Origin of the sequence: Microcoleus sp. Pol11C2 (assembly GCF_036701505.1) — a bacterium.
In the GTDB taxonomy this organism is placed as follows: domain Bacteria; phylum Cyanobacteriota; class Cyanobacteriia; order Cyanobacteriales; family Microcoleaceae; genus Microcoleus.
Window position 1 is genome coordinate 1 of record NZ_JAUBQX010000077.1, and the last position, 19,070, is coordinate 19,070.

16 protein-coding genes and 1 other RNA gene are annotated in these 19,070 nt (G+C 46.2%); 8 read left to right on the plus strand and 9 right to left on the minus strand.

Translation table 11 applies throughout. The annotated features are described in order from the left end of the window. The first annotated feature begins 89 nt into the window (after positions 1-89). The 4 genes from QUA42_RS25960 to QUA42_RS25975 all read left to right on the plus strand — a co-directional run bounded on the left by QUA42_RS25960 (position 90) and on the right by QUA42_RS25975 (position 3,481). Positions 90-611, plus strand: a complete 522-nt coding sequence (locus QUA42_RS25960) for a DUF4242 domain-containing protein (protein ID WP_333141354.1) — start codon at positions 90-92, stop codon at positions 609-611. Positions 612-762: 151 nt separating this feature from the next. Beyond that, positions 763-1,506 (plus strand): hypothetical protein, encoded by a 744-nt coding sequence (locus tag QUA42_RS25965; RefSeq protein ID WP_333141356.1) that lies wholly within the window; start codon positions 763-765, stop codon positions 1,504-1,506. Positions 1,507-1,603: 97 nt separating this feature from the next. Next, positions 1,604-2,326 (plus strand): peptidylprolyl isomerase, encoded by a 723-nt coding sequence (locus tag QUA42_RS25970; RefSeq protein ID WP_333141358.1) that lies wholly within the window; start codon positions 1,604-1,606, stop codon positions 2,324-2,326. Between the two features lie 81 nt (positions 2,327-2,407). Continuing rightward, positions 2,408-3,481, plus strand: coding sequence for a class I SAM-dependent methyltransferase (locus QUA42_RS25975; RefSeq protein WP_333141359.1), 1,074 nt, complete (start codon positions 2,408-2,410; stop codon positions 3,479-3,481). Positions 3,482-3,808: 327 nt separating this feature from the next. Here QUA42_RS25975 and QUA42_RS25980 read toward each other — a convergent pair whose 3' ends face one another. Continuing rightward, complete coding sequence (locus QUA42_RS25980) at positions 3,809-5,533, minus strand: zinc metalloprotease HtpX (RefSeq protein ID WP_333141361.1); 1,725 nt, start codon at positions 5,531-5,533, stop codon at positions 3,809-3,811. Between the two features lie 344 nt (positions 5,534-5,877). On the opposite strand from QUA42_RS25980, the gene QUA42_RS25985 reads away from it, so the two are divergent. From QUA42_RS25985 to folB, 4 genes are all read left to right on the plus strand, one after another. Beyond that, complete coding sequence (locus QUA42_RS25985; protein WP_445301373.1) at positions 5,878-7,170, plus strand: glutamate-5-semialdehyde dehydrogenase; 1,293 nt, start codon at positions 5,878-5,880, stop codon at positions 7,168-7,170. 130 nt (positions 7,171-7,300) lie between these two features. Continuing rightward, positions 7,301-8,413 carry a formylglycine-generating enzyme family protein gene (locus QUA42_RS25990; protein WP_333141365.1) on the plus strand — a complete coding sequence of 371 codons (1,113 nt, stop codon included), beginning with the start codon at positions 7,301-7,303 and terminating at the stop codon, positions 8,411-8,413. 397 nt (positions 8,414-8,810) lie between these two features. Further along, positions 8,811-10,178 (plus strand): serine/threonine-protein kinase, encoded by a 1,368-nt coding sequence (locus QUA42_RS25995; RefSeq protein WP_333141367.1) that lies wholly within the window; start codon positions 8,811-8,813, stop codon positions 10,176-10,178. Positions 10,179-10,331: 153 nt separating this feature from the next. After that, positions 10,332-10,688: a dihydroneopterin aldolase gene (gene folB / locus QUA42_RS26000; RefSeq protein WP_333070833.1), complete on the plus strand. Its 357-nt coding sequence runs from the start codon at positions 10,332-10,334 to the stop codon at positions 10,686-10,688. Between the two features lie 274 nt (positions 10,689-10,962). Here folB and QUA42_RS26005 read toward each other — a convergent pair whose 3' ends face one another. The 8 genes from QUA42_RS26005 to QUA42_RS26040 all read right to left on the minus strand — a co-directional run bounded on the left by QUA42_RS26005 (position 10,963) and on the right by QUA42_RS26040 (position 18,682). Continuing rightward, positions 10,963-12,513, minus strand: coding sequence for an AGE family epimerase/isomerase (locus QUA42_RS26005; RefSeq protein ID WP_333141368.1), 1,551 nt, complete (start codon positions 12,511-12,513; stop codon positions 10,963-10,965). 295 nt (positions 12,514-12,808) lie between these two features. Further along, complete coding sequence (gene nuoK, locus QUA42_RS26010) at positions 12,809-13,114, minus strand: NADH-quinone oxidoreductase subunit NuoK (protein ID WP_228042566.1); 306 nt, start codon at positions 13,112-13,114, stop codon at positions 12,809-12,811. Positions 13,115-13,193: 79 nt separating this feature from the next. Continuing rightward, positions 13,194-13,817, minus strand: a complete 624-nt coding sequence (locus QUA42_RS26015; RefSeq protein WP_333141370.1) for an NADH-quinone oxidoreductase subunit J — start codon at positions 13,815-13,817, stop codon at positions 13,194-13,196. 116 nt (positions 13,818-13,933) lie between these two features. Continuing rightward, on the minus strand, positions 13,934-14,509 hold the full coding sequence (ndhI, locus tag QUA42_RS26020) for an NAD(P)H-quinone oxidoreductase subunit I (protein ID WP_333042046.1): 576 nt from the start codon (positions 14,507-14,509) through the stop codon (positions 13,934-13,936). 103 nt (positions 14,510-14,612) lie between these two features. Beyond that, a complete protein-coding gene (nuoH, locus tag QUA42_RS26025; protein ID WP_333075256.1) occupies positions 14,613-15,731 on the minus strand; it encodes an NADH-quinone oxidoreductase subunit NuoH in 1,119 nt (372 codons plus the stop codon). A 358-nt stretch (positions 15,732-16,089) separates the two neighbouring features. Then, positions 16,090-16,480: a transfer-messenger RNA gene (gene ssrA / locus QUA42_RS26030) on the minus strand. Between the two features lie 230 nt (positions 16,481-16,710). Further along, positions 16,711-18,486, minus strand: a complete 1,776-nt coding sequence (locus QUA42_RS26035; protein ID WP_333141372.1) for a serine/threonine-protein kinase — start codon at positions 18,484-18,486, stop codon at positions 16,711-16,713. Between the two features lie 61 nt (positions 18,487-18,547). After that, the gene (locus tag QUA42_RS26040) at positions 18,548-18,682 is read right to left on the minus strand and encodes a hypothetical protein (RefSeq protein WP_333141374.1); all 135 of its coding nucleotides are present in this window, start codon (positions 18,680-18,682) and stop codon (positions 18,548-18,550) included. Between the last annotated feature and the right edge of the window lie 388 nt (positions 18,683-19,070).

Sequence of the window (19,070 nt, forward strand, 5' to 3'; positions counted from 1 at the left end):
TATTCATTTTTTTTGTCATAATCAAGTATTGCATATAATTGTACCGTACTCATGATAATGATTTAGGATTGCTATAAGAGGAAGTAATTATGTCTCTCATCAAAGTTGAAACAACGACCGATCAACCCATAACCGCAGAAATGTTAGCTGATACGCGAGTTTTGGATTGTCTTGGGGCAAGAAATGCCACGTGGCGCTACTCTTTACTATCAGCCGATCGCCATCGCATGATTTGCACCTTTGAGGCACCAGATGCAGAGTCTGTGCGACAAGCTTATCGCCAAGCCGATGTTGGGTTTAGCAAGGTTTGGACAGCCCAAGTTATTGAACCTGAAGGTGTGCCACCCCTATGGAACGAACCAATCCTCAAGCTGTTGGAGGGAAGCTATCCGAATGGCTTTACTGATGAAGAGTGGAACGAAGCCCAGCGATTAATTTTACGGTCCTATGAGGAACGGGGTATTGAATGGGTGCGTTCCTGTGCGTCGCTGGATAAAACTCGTGTGGTGTGCGAACTGAATGCACCCGATGCGGAAGTGATTCGAGAAGCCCACGGTAAAGCTGGAATTCCCTTCGATCGCATTTGGTCTGCGGAAGTTCTGAAACCTTGAATTCGTGCGGACGATCGCGCTTGGATGCTTTGGGAACGCTTCGAGAACGCTTTCGGAACGCTTTCGGAACGATCGGCTCGTTAGATTGATATCAAGTTAAGCAAACAACCAGCAAATTAACTCATCCCTTTACACTTTAAGGAGAAATAAAATGGCTGAATTTGACCTTGGTACCTTGCCATCTAGTAGTGCCGTAGTAGTTCCGCGCCGCACTATCAGTAATCTCAACAGCAAAGACACCTACAGTTTCCGTCTGGATAGCGATAAAAATATCAACCTTGGGCTGGTTGGTATGACCGACGATCTGAATGTTCAACTATTTCGCGATTTCAATGGCAATGGCTTAGTTGATGGTAACGATAAGCAAATTGCTATTTCCGATCGATTGCGTTTGGATGAAGTAATCAACTTGTCATCAGCAGTTCCTGACGTTGATGCAGGCAATTACGTGGTGCAAGTCAATCGGAACCGTGCGTTCAACGATACTCCCTACAATTTGAGAGTATCGGCTGACGCGATCGGAACACCCAGCAAAGTCCTCGCCGTAGAAGATGATTTCGGTGCCGTCTTTTCCAACGACAAACCAAGAACTCATCAAGGTTCTGTGGGTAACACCGACACCACCGATACTATCCATCTCGCTGTCAATACCCAGGGATTTTATCACTTTGGTCTCAATAATCTCAGCGCTGATGCCGATCTCCGATTGATTCAAGACAAAAACAACAATCGCGCCGTCGATGCAGGTGAGGTAATTGGAAGTGTGGTTAAGCGAGGCACTATTTCCGAAGGATTTGTCCAAAACTTGGCTCCTGCAACTAACTACTATCTTCAAGCCTCTCAATTCACAGGTAACACTAATTACTCTGTTACCTTGACTCCGATTCCCAACTAGAAAATCCGGGATGTAAAAACTCTATCTGTAGGGTGCACAGGGTGCACCTTACCTATCAATTGTTCGTTCAAATGGCTTTAATTGAAGCCAGACAGTTATGACCGCAGTTTTATTACAAATCCGCAATCGCACCATCTCTGGGGAGGAGATAGTTCCTCGACTTGCCAGCTACCAAATGCTGCCCCAATTATACCGCGAGAGCATCATTGATGAAGCGATCGCCCCCATCGATTGCACCGCTGAAGAAATCGTGAATGCCAGCCAGCAGTTCTACGAACAAAATCAACTGCTGGACGAAACCACACAACTAATTTGGCTAAAACAGCACGGGATGAGTCGGGAATTTTTAGAGACTGTTTTCATTCTGCGACTGCTCAAAATTGAGAAATTCAAACACCAAAATTGGTATCACAAACTAGAGTCCTATTTTCTGCAACGCAAGCGATCGCTAGATCGAGTCATCTATTCTTTGATTCGGGTTAAAGACGCAGAAATGGCGCGAGAACTGTATTTTCGGATTCAAGAAAAAGAGCAATCCTTTGCCGAACTAGCGCGCGAGTATTCCCAAGGCCCAGAAGCTCAAGTCAATGGAATCGTTGGCCCGGCCGAACTCGGCACAATCCACCCGAATTTGGCGCATCTGTTGGCGATAAGCCGGCCCGGTCAGCTTTGGGATCCTATGCCTGTAGAAGGATGGCTGGCGATCGTCAGATTAGAAACCTTGATTCCGGCTCAGTTCGATTTAGCGATGCGTCAACGTTTGCTGCGCGAATTGTTTGAAACTTGGGTGCAAGAACAGATAGGTGAAATGTTGAATTGACGGGCAGGAATCTGACGCTCGTACCCCTGGCAACATCCAATCTTCCAAATAGAAACTTTTGAATACCATCACTGTTAAATTATGATGACACAAACATTCGATCAAACCAAAGCAGAAGCATTCGCCGGACGGATGCTGGACATTCTCAACAGTGGCGCACTCTCCGTCATGATTTCGATCGGGCATCGCACCGAACTGTTTGACACAATGGCAGAATTGCCGCCCTCTACCAGTCAACAAATTGCCGATGCTGCCGGATTGAACGAACGCTACGTGAGGGAATGGCTCGGTGCAATGGTAACGGGTCGCTTAGTGGATTATAATTCGATCGACAAAACCTACACTTTGCCGACAGAATATGCAGCATTCCTGACACGGGCTGCGGCTTCTGACAACATTGCCCCCTTTGCTCAATTCATTCCGGTGTTGGCATCGGTGGAAGATCGGATTATCGATTGTTTCTACAAAGGCGGCGGTGTACCCTACTCCGAGTTCAAACGTTTTCATGCGGTGATGGCAGAAGATAGCGGTCAAACCGTGGTATCTGCTCTATTTGACCACATTCTGCCACTAATTCCCGGGCTTACCGAAGCGTTGGAAAAGGGTATTGAGGTGCTAGATGTCGGCTGCGGTAGCGGGCGAGCACTCAACAAGCTGGCTGAAGCCTTTCCGAATAGCCGATTCACAGGCTATGATTTTTCGGGAGAAGCCATCGCCACAGCCAACACCGAAGCGCAATTGCGGAAGTTGAATAATATCCAGTTTGAGGTGAAGGATGCCGCGACATTGGATGAGTGCGATCGCTACCATTGGATCGCCACATTTGATGCAATTCACGATCAAGCCAGACCCGATATTGTACTGCAAAACATCTACAATGCGCTGCGATCCGATGGTGTTTACTTGATGCAAGATATCCGCGCCACAACGGATGTAGGCGGTAATCTAGAGCACCCCATTGCGCCGTTGCTCTACACCATTTCTTGTATGCACTGTATGACAGTTTCTTTAGCCTACGGTGGCATGGGACTGGGAGCGATGTGGGGTCAAGAAAAAGCGCTGCAACTGTTGACTGAAGCTGGGTTTAGCAGCGTTGAAATCAAGCAACTAGCCCATGATTTCCAGAACAACTATTATATCATCAAAAAGAGCTAAAATCATGTGCCAACTTTGTGCTATCGGCCAAAAATTGCAGAATAAAAAACAGCCTAATTCGGGGTTGTTGGAAACTAGCCAATTTTCGGTATTCATCGATCTGAAGCAATTGTCCTCCACACCGGAATTCAAATCAGCTAAACCACCTAACAATCCTCAGTCATCAGTTAAGCCCCTGGTTTAACACCCAGGAATTCTAATCAGGAAGAGGTTAATCTCTCAACTGCTTATGTTGGCACGAATGCTTTCCTCCTTAACCCTGACTTAAGGCGAATAAAGTCTTTACTATGAAACTGTTTGTAGTAAGGACTTTATTCCTTTCAACTTTTAAGCAGCAAATGATATAAATAGCGAGGCAATACCGATCGCGATCGCTCCTATACCCATCACAACAGACCAGAAGCGGTGATAACTCTTAACCGTAGTACCGCTATCGCTTTCAAGCTGAATCAAATCCATCCAAGGTGCAACACCCCGACGGAACCAACCCAAAGCGCTAACATCCATTCCAATCAAACTTTCAACCCGTTTCATGCCAAACAGAAAATTACCAATTGGCCCAAAACGAGAAGCATAGCGCAGATAAATCATTCCCGTTCTGTCTTGCAGTTTCAAATCAGAACCGAAGGTATAACCCGCATCGCCGCGACCAATTAATTCGCCTTGCAGTTGCGCGGGTTGACCCCGCAAAGGACTTGCATAAGGGTCAGACATTAAGGTTAAAACATCCAAATGTTCTGCTTGTTCGTAATTCGGGAACATCACCAAACTCTTGAGCAAAATTCCCGCACCCAAACCGATTAAAGGACAAGCAACCATCATCATCGGGTTTACAGCATACAGGGAAATGCCGAGCGCAAAACCCACCGCTAACCCCAGCGTTTCTGCACTGTACAGCAGTAAATCGAACACAAAATTGCCGTACAATCTCCGCTTGCTCAAATCGTTGCCTTCGCCGACAATCCGGCCCATGTCAAACTCAATATCCAAGCCTAATTGTTCGGCATAAGTGCTCAAAGCGCGAACTCGTTTACCAGTCAACGGGTGAGTAGAGTTTAACTCCATCCACCAACCCCACGGATTAAACATATCCCACAGAAACACTCGCCCAATTTTTTCGGGTTCCGAAGTAATCCTGTAAGCAGTGCCGGTAGATGTGGCAGCTTTGGCATCGTAAATGCCTAAAGCGCGAGTTCCTTCTAATAAGCGGCTGGGTTCGGTTGCTCTTGGTCCTTCTTCCAGAATACCGTAAGCAATTTTTACCAAAGCGCGAGATAAAGCGTTGGGGTTGCCAGTAGTTTCGGCAGCAAAATGGTCGGCAAAATATTCTCGTGTCCGCGACAAATACAGTAATAAATAAGTGCCGGCGATGTAAAACAAATAAGCAACAGCAGCTACCGTGCCGGCCGCATCTTTAGCTTTTTCGCCACCACTTCGACCCATTCTTTGAGCTGTTGTGTAAATTAAATAAGTAATCTGCACCAAAGTCGAAGCTAAAGTCATTACTGCAAAGTCCCAGTGGACGATGTGACCGAGTTCGTGGGCATAAACAGTGGCAATTTCCTCGTCGTCTAAATAGGTAAAAAGACCTTGACTGACGACTAAGCGAGCGCTGTTTGGAAATGAACCGTAAGTAAAAGCAGTAGGGTTTTCGTCGTCGATAATTCCTAAACGCGGCTGCTGGAGTTTTTTCTGCTTGCAAACCTTCTTAATAACTTTCGCTGTTTCGGGACTTAGGCTTTCAATTTCTGCTAGGGAAACCCAGCGGGTATTGTAGAGCCAATTTTGGGTTAAGTCCATCAAGTAAGGCGATAGGAAAAAAGCAGCGATGTTAAAAATCAGAGTTATCGGAAGTGCGATCGCCAATCCGGCGACTGGATCGGGACTGTTGAGAATTAAAACTGATGCTAAAGATAGCGCTAACACCATACCAAACAGCAGGGTTAGGGTGACGCCGGAAGCTAAAACGAGATTTCCGCCAGTTTTCTGTATCAGTTTAACGCCGGCTTTGGCGGCTCGCCCTGCCTTGCGTAAAGGGGCGTGAGATGACATAATACTCTCCAAAGGTTATTGACAAATGGAAATGACCGTGGGATTTTATCTATACTTCACGGTTTTAACCTGTTAATGCGGAGCGCGGTAAGAGGTCTCAACAAAAATATATAATTTCCAGTAAATTGTTAAGATTGAAAACCGCCCACTTTATTTCAGGGAATTCAATTTATACTGCAAAACTCAACAATCAAAACTATTTCAAAGTTCCCAGAAAGAATTGTTTTAAAGCCGGAACCCTTGTAGGGAGAAATTAAAATCAGACAATTCATTACTCCCATCCTCTTCATTCCAAGTAGAGGTCGTCCTCAACTGTCAACTGTCAACTGTCAACTGTCAACTGAATGAACGCCATGTCTATTATTGAAATTGCCCAAAAAACGCGCGTATCTGCTAGAAAATTGGCAGTTTTGTCCGCTGAGGCCAAAAATCAAGCTATTGAAGTTATTGCGAAAGCTTTAGAAGCTGCTGCGCCGGATATTGTGGCGGCGAATGCGGCTGACTGCAAGGCGGCTGAGGCGGATGGAATTGCGAAACCGCTGTACGATCGCCTAAAGTTGGATGAGAGCAAGTTGAAAAGTGCGATCGCGGGCGTGCGCGACGTTGCGAAACTACCAGACCCCGTAGGTTCCGTGCAAATCCACCGTGAATTGGATACAGGATTAATTCTGAAGCGCGTTACCTGTCCTTTGGGCGTTTTAGGCATTATTTTTGAAGCGCGCCCAGAAGCTTTAATTCAGATAGTATCCTTGGCAATTAAATCGGGAAATGGCGTCATTCTCAAAGGTGGCAAAGAAGCAGTCCGATCCTGCGAAATATTGACAAAAGTCATACATCAAGCATTAGCAGAAACTCCTGTTAATCCAGAAGTTGTGCAGTTATTGACCACCCGGGAAGAAACAATCGAACTGCTAAAAATGGATGAAGATGTAGATTTGATTATTCCCAGAGGTTCTAATTCCTTCGTGCGGTTCGTGCAGGAAAATACGCGAATTCCCGTCTTGGGACACGCCGACGGAATTTGTCATTTGTACGCAGACAAAGCGGCGGATATTCAGAAAGCAGTAGAGATTTCTGTCGATGCAAAAACCCAGTATCCAGCCGCGTGCAATGCCATTGAAACCTTGTTAGTTCACAGTGCGATCGCCCCCAAATTCCTGCCCGCAGTTGCCGCAGCTTTGCAGCAGAAAAAAGTCCAACTGCGGGGAGACGAAAAAACTCGCGCCATTCTCGAAAATATTGCCGAAGCAAATGAAGCGGATTGGTCTACAGAATACAGCGATTTGATTTTGTCAATCAAAATAGTAGATTCTGTAGAAGAGGCAATTAACCATATCAATACATACGGTTCCAGACACACAGATGTTATTGTTACCGAAGACAGCGAAGCCGCCGAAACTTTTTTAAATGCAGTCGATGCGGCGGGAGTTTATCACAATTGTTCGACTCGATTTGCCGACGGTTTCCGCTACGGCTTCGGTGCAGAAGTGGGGATTAGTACGCAGCAAATGCCACCTCGGGGGCCTGTCGGTTTAGAGGGGTTGATTACCTATAAGTATCGAGTTGTTGGAGATGGCCATATTGCCGCGAGTTATGTAGGGAAGGAGGCGAAGGAATTTACACATCGAGATTTGTAATACAGGACTTATGCAACGGGCATAATTAGTAGGGCGCGTCAAAATCCGAGTTCCTGAATAATCACCCTAGAACTGAGTTTGACCCACCCTACAACTGGATAGAAGTGTGACACTTACCTAAGTCCCGATTATGACAGAAAATCAAAATCAACCCAGAGAATACGATGTCGTCCTTGGCGATGCTTCTCAAGTGCCATTGGCTGCGGCCGTTTTAGGCGGGATTCCCGGCGTTAAAAGTCGGTTAGCTTCTCCCATTGTTGAGGTAAAAATTGCTGCACTGTCTGAAGCACTAAAATATGGAGATGCAGGTTTAGATTTTATAATTGGGGCACTGCAAGATGAATCAATCGCGGTGAAATTTGCAGCCTATTCGCTGCTGAAGGATAGAGATGAACCAAATCTAAAACAGCAGTTACAAAAATATTTGCCTATCTTTGACTTTGATGTAATAACAGTTGATGCGTCTGGAAAAGAAAACGGTCGTCGCCGTCATTATGCTCATTTCCTCCCCGAAGACTTAGGGAACGGAATTGTGGTGGAAATGGTTTACATTCCCGGTGGCACATTTATGATGGGCTCGCCAGCAACAGAAGAAAGACGAGAGGAGGGCGAAAGTCCGCAGCATCAAGTAACAGTACCCGCTTTTTATGCAGGCAAATATCCCATCACCCAAGCACAGTGGCAAGCAGTGATGGGAAACAACCCATCATATTTTAAAGGTGAAAAACGTCCTGTCGAAACTGTATCGTGGGAGGATGCCGTCAAATTCTGTGCCAAACTCTCGCAACAAACCGGGAAAAAATATCGCCTCCTGAGTGAAGCAGAATGGGAATACGCCTGTCGTGCTGGTACAACAACCCCATTCCATTTTGGGGAAACCATTACCTCAGATTTAGTCAACCATAACGGAAGCTCCCCCTACGCAAACGCCCCCAAAGGACTTAACCGCAGAAAAACAATCGATGTGGGGAGTTTTCCCCCCAATGCCTTTGGGCTGTACGATATGCACGGCAATGTTTGGGAATGGTGCAGCGATGAGTGGTACGAAAACTATAACGGCACACCAACTGACGGAAGTTCCTGGGAACCAGGCACAGATAATATCCGATTGCTGCGTGGCGGTTCCTGGTCCTACTGTGCGGTCTTTTGCCGCAGTGCCTTTCGCCTCCGGTACTGGGCGGTCCTTAAAGGGTGGCGCTGGGGTTTTCGCGTAGCGGTAGCGTCGGTTTCTCCGTCGTCCTAGTTTTCCCGGCGAGGACTCTTCTCTACCCTTTTACCCTCTGCACTTTTGCCTTTTCCCTGACGGCACAAGAGCGATCGAAATCGCATTTTACCTAAATTTCAAAATAGAAAGCACTTAGAAGCTTTCAAAGAGCATAAGTTAGCAGGAAAAGTAGGTGAAGAAGCGCGATCGCAGTGGGGATGATTTTAAGAGTGGGCTGTTATATTATTGTTTGTTTCCGACATAGATGGCTGATAAAACCCACCCCATAGCCTGTAGATACTGCATTTTAAGCAAAGTGTCGCTTCTGCTTCATCCATCCCAAAAAAAGCGATCGCCCTGACATTCAAACAAACTTAGCTACAATAAGCTATACTGTGCTCGGCGACTCCCCAACTCGAACAATTTGCCGTGGTTTATGTCTAACTCCTTTCTCCTCGCCCCAGGTTCGACTCTCGAAAAACGCTACCGCATTCTCCGCGAATTAGGCCGCGGTGGCTTCGGCCGCACTTACGTCGCCGAAGATATCAACCGCTACAACGAATCTTGCGTACTCAAAGAGTTTTCTCCGGTGGTTCACAGCCCGAAAGCGGCCGAATTGTTCGATCGCGAAGCGAGTATGCTTTACCACCTCCAACACCCGCAAATCCCCCGTTTTCGAGAGCTCCTGCGAACGGATTTGGGCGGGAATCCATCTTTATTTTTAGTACAAGATTATATCAAGGGTCAAACCTACGAAGAAATATTGATATCGCGCCAGCAGCAAGGTAAAAATTTTACCGAAGCCGAAGTTACTCAACTGCTATTTCAGCTTTTACCAGTTTTAGAATACATCCACTCAAAAAATTTAATTCACCGCGATATTTCCCCGGATAATATTATTCAGCATGATGCTGACAAACTACCCTTTTTAATTGATTTCGGTTCTGTAAAACAAATCGCAGCAAATGCCGTAGTTCAGTTTAACGGACAATCGGATACGGCGATCGGAAAACAGGGTTATTCGCCGGCCGAACAAATGCGACTGGGGAAAGTTTCTGCTGCTAGCGATTTGTACGCTTTAGCCGTCACGGCTTTGGTACTGTTAAGCGGCAAAAAGCCTCAAAAATTGTACGATATCAATAATAAAACTTGGGATTGGCGATCGCACGTCAGTGTCAGCCCAAATTTAGCTACAGTATTGGATCGGATGTTAGCAGAACAACCGGGCGATCGCTACCAATCTGCAAAAGCAGTCCGCGAAGCACTCAAAGATCCAAAACTCTCTCACATTGGCAATATAATTTCCCAAATGGTGACAATGAACTTTGTCGGCCGCCCTTTCAAAAACGCCACTCAAACTGCTACCAGCAATCATACTCCTGTTAACCCAAACCCTCAAATTGTTAAAAACAACAACATTTTCCAGTTAATACCTTGGAAAACCCTAGGGAGTTTAAGTGTGATTTTGGTGCCCGGAATTTTAGCTTTTAGTGTAGTCAAATCTGGTTTCACGTTGCCCAAGTTGCCGGAGTTACCTAAATTTTCTTCGCGCCAGCAACCTCCCGATACATCCTTAGAGGAAGCAGAAATAATTCGTCAAGAAAAGATTGGTAAACGACGCAAAAATATCAACATTGAGCAAGATATATTCTATCAAAAAGTGGATGAATTATATTACAAGAAATATCCCGAATTCCAAGGTCGTACCTTGACAGAAAAGCCAGAAGATGCTGAAATTAGGCGGAAATGGTATGAAGTTGCTGAGGATTTACTGGACAAGTTGGAGAAAGGAGGAGAGCTATAAAATCTAAGATAGAATAAGAGTGATTGAACCGCAGAGGGCGCAAAGAGCGCAGAGGGAGAAGGAAAAGGGCAAAAAAAGAGAGGGAAGAGAAAGAGAACTTTATCTGGTTTAATACAAAGTGGTATAGACAACGCACTTTTAGTTTATTGCAAAATGGATTCTATTCAACTTACAGGAATTCGCTGTTACGGATATACGGGCTATCTGCCGGAAGAGCAAGTTTTGGGGCAGTGGTTTGAAGTGGATGTTACTCTCTGGCTGGATTTATCGCAAGCTGGAAAAAGTGATGATATTCAACATACTCTTGATTACCGCAGCGCAATTACTCTGATTCAAAAGCTAGTCCAAGAGTCCAAATTTTTATTAATCGAACGCCTAGCAGATACTATTGCTCAAGCGCTTTTACAACTACCGTTAGTCGAGAAAGTTAAACTACAACTTTCCAAACCTGCGGCTCCAATCCCTGATTTCGGGGGTAGAATTACTCTAGAAATTACTAGAAGTCATTAGTCAGTAGTCATTAGTGATCAGTCATCAGTCATGAACATTTAGTCAGTCTACTGTCTTCCCAAGCCAGCTAAGGCGTGTTTTCAAACTACTGAACGTGAACTTCACGGCTCGAAAATTCCGCTAAATTTCCCTTAAAAATATCCAATTTGAGGCTTTTGCTTCCCCTTTTTGAAGGGGGCTGGGAGGAATATAAGGGTTGGAAAACACGCCCTAGTTCCTAGGCACAGTCAAAACCAATCTCCGCGATCGCACTTGATTAATCTCAGTACAGCTATTAATGAATATCTGAGAATTTGATTCTGTATAAACTGTCTGGTTCTTGATTAGTCATAGGTTCAATTTTATCAATCTTACCTTTATAGAAATAGGGTCGGATTGTATTAACCGATGGCATTTGCTTGAAGGCATAGTACAGTACCACTGGTTTTTGATGAAACTGACAGGTCGTAATATAGCCAATTAGAGCGTGTTCAAAAGAATGGTAAGCATTTTTCCAAGGCCACTGTTTGGGTAGCTCCTGAAGAGGTTTGTTCGTTGAATCATCAACGCCCGTCCAAACTTCACCGTACTTCCGATCAACAAAATACTTGAACCAGTAATCGTAAGTTTGTGGAAGGTAATTTGCTAAAGATTGGTTTTCTAGAGCCAGTGAGGCAGCAAATTGGTCGAGTTCTGCATATATCCACCAATCTTTATTTATGTTAACTTTACCCCCTTGATTGATTGCGGATGCCCAGGAACCCGATTTAGGGAGATAGGCTCGTTCTAGAACCTTGGGCCCATTTTTTTCGGCAAACTTGACCAGTGTCTGGTTGCCACTAAGTAAACCCGCCATACGGATCATCCACATCGCTTTGATAGTGTGTCCAAAATCAACTTTTATGTTTTGGATATCCCTATCAAAGGGTGAATTGGCGCCATAAAAAAACAAATTATCATTAGGAGAATAGAATTGGTCAAGCATAATATTTGAAATATCTACCAAATCCTGTTTCCATTCCGCTTGGTATGGTTCAGGCAGGATTGGAGTAATTAGAACCATGTATGCGTTCATCTGGTCTAGTTGAGCAGTCAAACGCTTATCAAGAGCTTTCCCATCGTCTCCGTCTTTTAACTGCCACTGTAGCGCCTTCAGTGTTGGGTTATAGTATGTTTTGAAAATATAATCTTTGACGGCTAGAATGTCGGGTAAGACTTCTCGATCACGGGTCAAGTAGTAATAAAAGCTGATGCCCAGAAGAGAATAAGCTAGTTCTTGAGGATTGCGGTACTCAACCGATGGTTGCCAGGACTTTATTTCACCATCCCAGAAGGCATAGGTGCCACCATGTTGGCGATCGAAACTGTTCTGACGCAGATAATCTACACCTGCTTTCGCATACTGCAAATAGTTGGAATCACCCGTTAAGTGGAAGGCTACTCCATAGCCATAGATCTGCCGAGATATAGAAACAACATAGTTGCGATTCCTCATCAGCCAAGCGTTGTCTTTAATTTCCGGGCAGGGATTGCTACGGTCAAGCAGTGTTCCATCGTTACAACGAACAGAAGGGAAATTGCCGATTGGATCTCCTAAAGCAGCCGGCATTGTCCAGAAGGGAAGAAGTTCATTCTGGACATGATTCAACCAACGTTGGGCAGTTGGAAGTTGGGAGGGAAGATGGTTAGTAGAGGTTAGGCCAGGCAGAATAACTTGATGCTGAGAATAACCTGGCCGGGCATTCGTAGCCCAAGAAGCCACCCCAAAGTAGCTACCAAAAGGTAAAACGCACAGTAAACAAACAGCTAAAGAAGTGATGGTAAATTGAATCGAATTCCATCGCATATTTTTATAGAGGAAGAGCGAAATGTTTGTTTACTCGATCGCTATCGGGCTAAGAAAGTCCCTCCAACAGGCAAATAACCAAAAAATAGCTAAGCCCCCCAAAACATCGGGGGGGACAAGAGTATTTCTCAAAGTCCCCCTTATTAAGGGGAGCTGCTGTTGCCAGAGGGGTATCCCCAAGTATCGCGGTGCGACGTGGATTTAGGGGGATCGAGACTCGACTACAAGCGAGATTTACAGAGGTTTTCAGTCTTAAGTTGACACCAATGCCTACTGCCTATGATTAACTGACTAATTACCACTTCAGCAAGTTAAATTCTTCCATGTCTACGGTATTGCGGTTGCGATAAATCGCCAAAACAATTGCCAAACCTACGGCAGCCTCAGCCGCCGCTACCGTAACTACAAACACGGTAAATACTTGGCCCTTAATTTGTACGGGGTCGAGATAATTGGAGAAACCCATCAAATTGAGATTGACAGCATTCAGCATCAACTCGATCGACATCAACACGCGCACTGCATTTCTGCTGGTAATCAAACCGTAAATACCAATACAGAAAAGAGCGGCGGCTAATAACAGGAAATACTGGAGTTGCAGTTGCATAAATTTTGCGATTTTGTCTCAATCTAAAGTTACTACAAAACTAACACTATGGTGCGCTAAGCGCACCATAATATTACTTAGATTCTGGCGAAGACACATCTCCGGCAGAAACTAATTCGCGAGGTCTTTCCGGCAAACTCAAAGCAGGTGTTTCGGATAGCTTCTTTGACAGTTCATCCGGGAAGAAATCGCGGCGCGCCAACACAATTGCTCCCACCATTGCCATCAACAAAAACACTGATGCTAACTCGAAAGGCAGCAAGAAGTCGGTGAAGAAATGTTTGGCGATAGTGACGATCGAACTTTCGGCCGGTGCTCCTGTCGTCGCGACAATAGCCCAAGGAGTAGACACCACCATCGTACCCAAAAGCGCAAACAAGCCTACGCAAACTACTGCTGTTGCTACTTGACGCACCCAAGCGTTGGGAATTGTGCGGAAATCTTCTCGCTTGTTTACCAACATAATCGCAAACAAAATCAAGACGTTAACAGCGCCAACATAAATCAATACCTGCGCTGCTGCTACAAAGTCGGCATTCAGCAACAGGTACAAGCCGGCAATGCTGGTAAATACGCCGCACAGCAAAAATGCTGAGTAAACGATGTTCGAGAACAGCACTACTCCTAATGCTCCTGCAATCATCATTAACGACAGTATGCCAAATGAAACAATTTGAACCCCTTCAGCTAGATTCACAATTTTTTATCCTCAATTATTAGTTTTCTATTGTTCGTTTTTACTCATTAGTTAGCAGTCATTAATAATTGGTTATTTCACTAATGACTAATGACTGCTGACTAATGACTAATTACTTACTTTTCGATAATTTCCTCTGGACGCAGACCGGCGCGGCGATCGGTGTAGGAAACTTCATGGGGGTCGATCGCACCTTTCGGCAAATAAGCGAATTCCCGCATCGGTGTCACCATCGGGTCATCTGTAACCTTGTAAGGTAAACGTCCGAGGGCTACGTTGTCAAAATTCAGTTCGTGACGTTCGTAGGTGGCTAACTCGTATTCTTCTGTCATGGACAAACAATTAGTCGGACAATATTCTACGCAGTTGCCGCAGAATATACACACTCCGAAATCGATACTGTAGTGCTTGAGTTGTTTCTTCTTAGTTTCTTTGTTAAATTCCCAATCCACCACAGGCAAATTGATCGGACATACCCGAACGCAGACTTCGCAGGAGATGCACTTGTCAAATTCAAAGTGAATTCTGCCCCGGAAACGTTCGGAAGGAATTAGTTTCTCGTAAGGATACTGCACCGTAATCGGCCGGCGTCTCATGTGGTCAAATGTAACAGATAGCCCTTGACCGATATACTTAGCAGCTTGAAGAGTCTCTTTGGCGTATTCGCCTACTTGATTGAGGAATTTTAGCATGGTGTTCTCTCTCTGTACTTGAGTTTTTGGTAATTGATAATTAATAATAGGTAATTGGTTAACAGCTATTTTTGTTTAGCTGTTGCCCTTTACCTATTATTAATTAACCACCAAAAGCAAAGGGAAAGGCAAGTTTCAAAGCTGCGGTCAATAGCAAATTAACTAGAGCAACGGGAAGTAAAAACTTCCATCCCAAATCTAGCAATTGGTCGATCCGAACTCGCGGCAGAGTCCAGCGGAGCAGAACTGCCAGAAACAGGAAAAAGTAGGCTTTCAACATGGTCATCGTAATGCCCAGCAAGCCGGTAATTACCTGCAACCAAGGAGTCGTTTCGCTCAATCCCAGGGCATTTGTCAGCACTTCGACAGGAATCGGGCATTCCCAGCCGCCGAGGTACAAAACTGCTACTAGCAGGCAAGAAAGGACGAGGTTAACGTAGGAAGCGATATAGTACAAAGCAAATTTCATGCCTGTGTACTCAGTCTGATATCCTGCTACCAATTCTTCTTCTGCTTCCGGGAGGTCAAAGGGCAAGCGTTCGCATTCTGCTAGTGCTGCAATCCAGAAAATCAGGAAACCTGCGGGTTGCCGCCAGATATTCCAGCCGACAATGCCGTAGCCGGCTTGCTGGTGTACGATGTCGATCGTACTGAGGCTGTTGGACATCATCACGACTGCCAATACTGCCAAAGCTAGGGGAATTTCGTAGCTGAGGGATTGAGCCGCGGCTCTGAGTCCTCCGAGGAGGGCGTATTTGTTGTTTGAAGCATAGCCGGACATCAGCAAGCCGATCGGCTGAATGCTAGACAGGGCAATCCACAGAAATATCGCTGTCCCCATATCGGCGATCAGCATATGCTCTCCAAAGGGCACGATTAAGTAGGAGAGAAAAACTGGAATCACCACAATTACCGGGCCTAGGGTAAATAGCAGCGCGTCAGCTTTTGCCGGTACAATGTCTTCTTTGAAGACCAACTTCAGACCGTCAGCAACGGGTGCTAAAACTCCCAGAGGGCCTATGAATTCCGGGCCTACTCGCTGTTGAGCGGCGGCGGAAATTTTCCGTTCCAGCCAGACGCTAGTGAGTACCCCGAAAACGGCAGCGACAATCATCAGCAACATTGGCAGCGGTAGCCAAAGCACTTGGGCGATGTCCGCCGGTAAGCCCAAATTCATCAGGGCTTCTACGAAACTTCCTTGTAAGTCAATTCCTGGGTTCATTTGTCCAGCTTTTGAGCGATCAGCATATAATTTTTCACCCGTCCTTCGTAGGAGTAGGCTTAGAAATCGGGGTCTTTGTAAAGATTTTTAATGCTTTACCGCCTAATAGTATATCGCCCGACAGGCTCCAAGAACGCACAGACAGGGTGAAGTTCTAATTATATGAGCCTGCAGCGTAGCTAATGGATGGGTAATTTATGTATTTTTACTTAGTCGATCGAGCCGAGCGATTTTAGATTTTAGGTTTTAGGTTTTAGATTGAATGCCAAACAAAAGGGCCCAGAGTTAACTCTGGGCCCTTTTAATGCTGTAAAGTGGCTTTCAAATGGCTTAAACCATTGATTTTACGTCACTTTTTTTATGGAACTGGGCAGAATCGAACTGCCGTCCAAAGCGGGTATTTACCTTCCGATCGTTCACAGGTTTATCCCTTCTAATCCTCAGGGCGGGAACCATCTTTATCCCAAATGGGGGGATTTTCTAGTGATTGCTTTCCCAGCTAGCCGACTAGAAACGTTTAGCTAGGGCATCCGTTGGGGGTTGTTATGCTACCGTTAACGGAGTGAGGTGGCATACACTCTAAACCAAGCTCAAGAAGTTTTTAGGCTACAGCTACGGCTTTGCGAGCGAAAGGAACGATGTTGTTCGCATTTACTATTTTTTTTGAGCCGATATTAACGAGAGTAGACTCCCTCTCGACCTGCATCACGGAGCAGCTTTCGCCACCCTGTCGAAACCATTACAGCCCCTCGTGTGTTCTTTTATGATAGACAATATTTCGTTTTGCGTCAAGTCAAGGGATTTTAGATTTTGGATTGTGGATTTTGGCACAAAGCTGAGTCTGGAATATTTACATTTTGCACCATTTTCTTGAACAGGCAAGATGCCTGTTCCACAAGAGTTGAGTTTTCCTGTGGGGTGGGTCCCAGATCCCGCCCAGGTTTATTGACTAGGGTGCAAAATGTCAGCCCTGCCAAGTTTAATGCAAATTTTCGTCCCAGACGCCGATGTAAATCCGATCGCGCTCGTTGCGTTCGATCATCCCTTCCAGCGAACCCTTCCTAAACGTAAACCGATTACTCCGGCGCTGCTGCACGTCGCCCAAGCCTTGCAAAATCTCCTGGCTGGCGCCGCCCACCATCCCGTTTAAGGCGGTTCGCACCACCAAATCGTCCACCGACTGGGCAAAAGAACCCTCTGTTTGTACTAGCTCGCCCGAATCGCGATCGTAAATGTAACCGAGAGTAATCCGGTTCGGCAATATTTCGTAAAGTGCGGTGCGAGTATTTGGCCAATAGCCCCGGGCTTGAGAGTCAGTCGGTTCTCCCAATTCGGATAAAATCTGACTTTCCGCCGTACCAACGGCATACCCAGGGATTGTGGGAGTCTTCTGATAACTGGTTCCCGGTTGTTCGCTGGGTGCGGGCGATCGATCTGGTGGCAACTCTTTGTCAACAAGTTTTTCTGTTGGTGTAGGTTCGACAGCCTCGGGAGAAGGCGCTGGTGTTGGCGCTGGGGCGGGTGTTGGTGTTTCAGCAGCCGGCGCTGGAGTTTCAGCAGCGGGCGCTGGAGTTTCAGCATCGGGCGGCGGAGTTTCAGCAGCAGGTGGCGGAGTTTCTCTGGGAATCGGCGCTGGCGTTGGTGTCGGCGCGGGAATTGGTGCGGTGCTTGAGCGCGCCTCTGGATCAGCAGGGGCCGAAGTGCGATCGTCCTGGGCTACCGGTGCGGGTTCCGAAGACGGCCGGTTGAGGAAAACCCTAGCAATCCCGACCAAACCTGCAACAATAAGTGCGATCGCCACGAACCCCAAAATCCACCAAACCTTGCGGTTGTTGTTTCCTGAAGGCACCACAGCAGGCGCTGTTCTCGAACCCGCAGGCGACTGAGGCCCGTGTCCCGGAATCACCGCCACCGTCGGCCCGGTGCTCGGCGACGCTGCACCCCCCTGCCCATGCAGCAGCGACAGCCATTCATCCACGGTAGCAGGGCGATTTTGAGCTTCTACCGTCATCCCCCGCATCACCGCAGAGCTGACTGTCGTACTTAGCTGAGGCTGCAAGTCGCGCGGTGAAGGCATCGGCTGGCTGGTGCGTAAAATTGCAGCCACCGGCACCTGTGCTGTCAGTAAAGTGTAAAGCGTCGCCGCCATACCGTAAACATCTGTGGCGGGCGTATATTTTCCTTGGGCGAAATACTGTTCTGGGGGCGCGTAGCCGTCGGACACCATATTAGTGTGACTTTGGGTTGCACCGGGAGTAAACTCGCGGGCAATTCCAAAATCAATCAGCACGACTTCCTGAGTACCTTGGCGCAAAAGAATGTTTTGCGGCTTGACATCTCGGTGCAGCAAACCCTTTTGATGAACAACTTTTAAAGCAGCGCCAATTTGAGTGATGTAGAGAATGGCAAGATTTTCTGGCAGCGGATTATTTGAACCGACTACATCGCCCAAATTCTGACCGGCTATGTAGTCCATCACCATGTAAGGCTGTCCGTCTTCCACAAAGAAATCGCTGACGCGGACAATATTGGGATGAACGCAGGAAGCCAACCGCCTCGCTTCGTCTTGAAACTTGCGATCGAACTCAGCAAAATTGGGTTGCTGCCGCAGAGATTCGTTGAGGGTTTTTATGACTACAGGCTGTCCTAAATAGCGGTGATTTGCCCTGAAAGTTATTCCAAAGCCGCCTCTTCCCAATTCTTGTTCGAGGGTGTACTTTCCACCCTGTAAAGTTTTGCCGATTAGCGCATCCATAGGTTCAGGCGATCGCGTACCAGATAATATGGCTGATTATTGCACGTATGGTCGGCTCTCCTCACCAGTCCAAAGAGCGATCGCAATGCTCGATCGGCGTTGCCATTCCTTCCCGAATTGATTCCCGCATCCCCGGCACTGAGAGAAGATACAGTGTTTCCTGAACATATGCGGAGTCTGATTTAGATAATAACACTGCTTTGCTAGTCTGTCCTGCGAGCGCGATCGGTTGATGCTACTGACTCACGGAATCGATCGAATGCTGCAACTGATGTTGAGCTTCATTGATTGCGATTTTAATTTTCCCCTCGTCTAAATACACTATGGTTTCTCAAAAATTTGCTTATTAACGAAAAGAGGTTAGTTTTGATAATATAGCGTTGAAGGGTATTGAGTATTAACGGAACCGATAACAATGGTCATTGCGACTAAAGCCGGTCAATCTGTCAAACAGATGGCAGGCTAATTATCCTCATAAGTACAGGAGAGCCGCTTCTATGTTTTCTACTATAGCAATCCTAAATCATTATCATGAGTACGGTACAATTATATGCAATACTTGATTATGACAAAAAAAATGAATA

Coding starts and splice junctions, on each gene's coding strand:
- QUA42_RS25965 (WP_333141356.1), top strand. CDS start 763: ATGGCTGAATTTGACCTTGGTACCTTGCCATCTAGTAGTGCCGTAGTA.
- QUA42_RS25990 (WP_333141365.1), top strand. CDS start 7,301: ATGACAGAAAATCAAAATCAACCCAGAGAATACGATGTCGTCCTTGGC.
- folB (WP_333070833.1), top strand. CDS start 10,332: ATGGATTCTATTCAACTTACAGGAATTCGCTGTTACGGATATACGGGC.
- QUA42_RS25970 (WP_333141358.1), top strand. CDS start 1,604: ATGACCGCAGTTTTATTACAAATCCGCAATCGCACCATCTCTGGGGAG.
- QUA42_RS25975 (WP_333141359.1), top strand. CDS start 2,408: ATGATGACACAAACATTCGATCAAACCAAAGCAGAAGCATTCGCCGGA.
- ndhI (WP_333042046.1), bottom strand. CDS start 14,509: ATGCTAAAATTCCTCAATCAAGTAGGCGAATACGCCAAAGAGACTCTT.
- QUA42_RS26005 (WP_333141368.1), bottom strand. CDS start 12,513: ATGCGATGGAATTCGATTCAATTTACCATCACTTCTTTAGCTGTTTGT.
- nuoH (WP_333075256.1), bottom strand. CDS start 15,731: ATGAACCCAGGAATTGACTTACAAGGAAGTTTCGTAGAAGCCCTGATG.
- QUA42_RS26035 (WP_333141372.1), bottom strand. CDS start 18,486: ATGGATGCGCTAATCGGCAAAACTTTACAGGGTGGAAAGTACACCCTC.
- QUA42_RS25995 (WP_333141367.1), top strand. CDS start 8,811: ATGTCTAACTCCTTTCTCCTCGCCCCAGGTTCGACTCTCGAAAAACGC.
- QUA42_RS25960 (WP_333141354.1), top strand. CDS start 90: ATGTCTCTCATCAAAGTTGAAACAACGACCGATCAACCCATAACCGCA.
- QUA42_RS25980 (WP_333141361.1), bottom strand. CDS start 5,533: ATGTCATCTCACGCCCCTTTACGCAAGGCAGGGCGAGCCGCCAAAGCC.
- QUA42_RS25985 (WP_445301373.1), top strand. CDS start 5,878: ATGAACGCCATGTCTATTATTGAAATTGCCCAAAAAACGCGCGTATCT.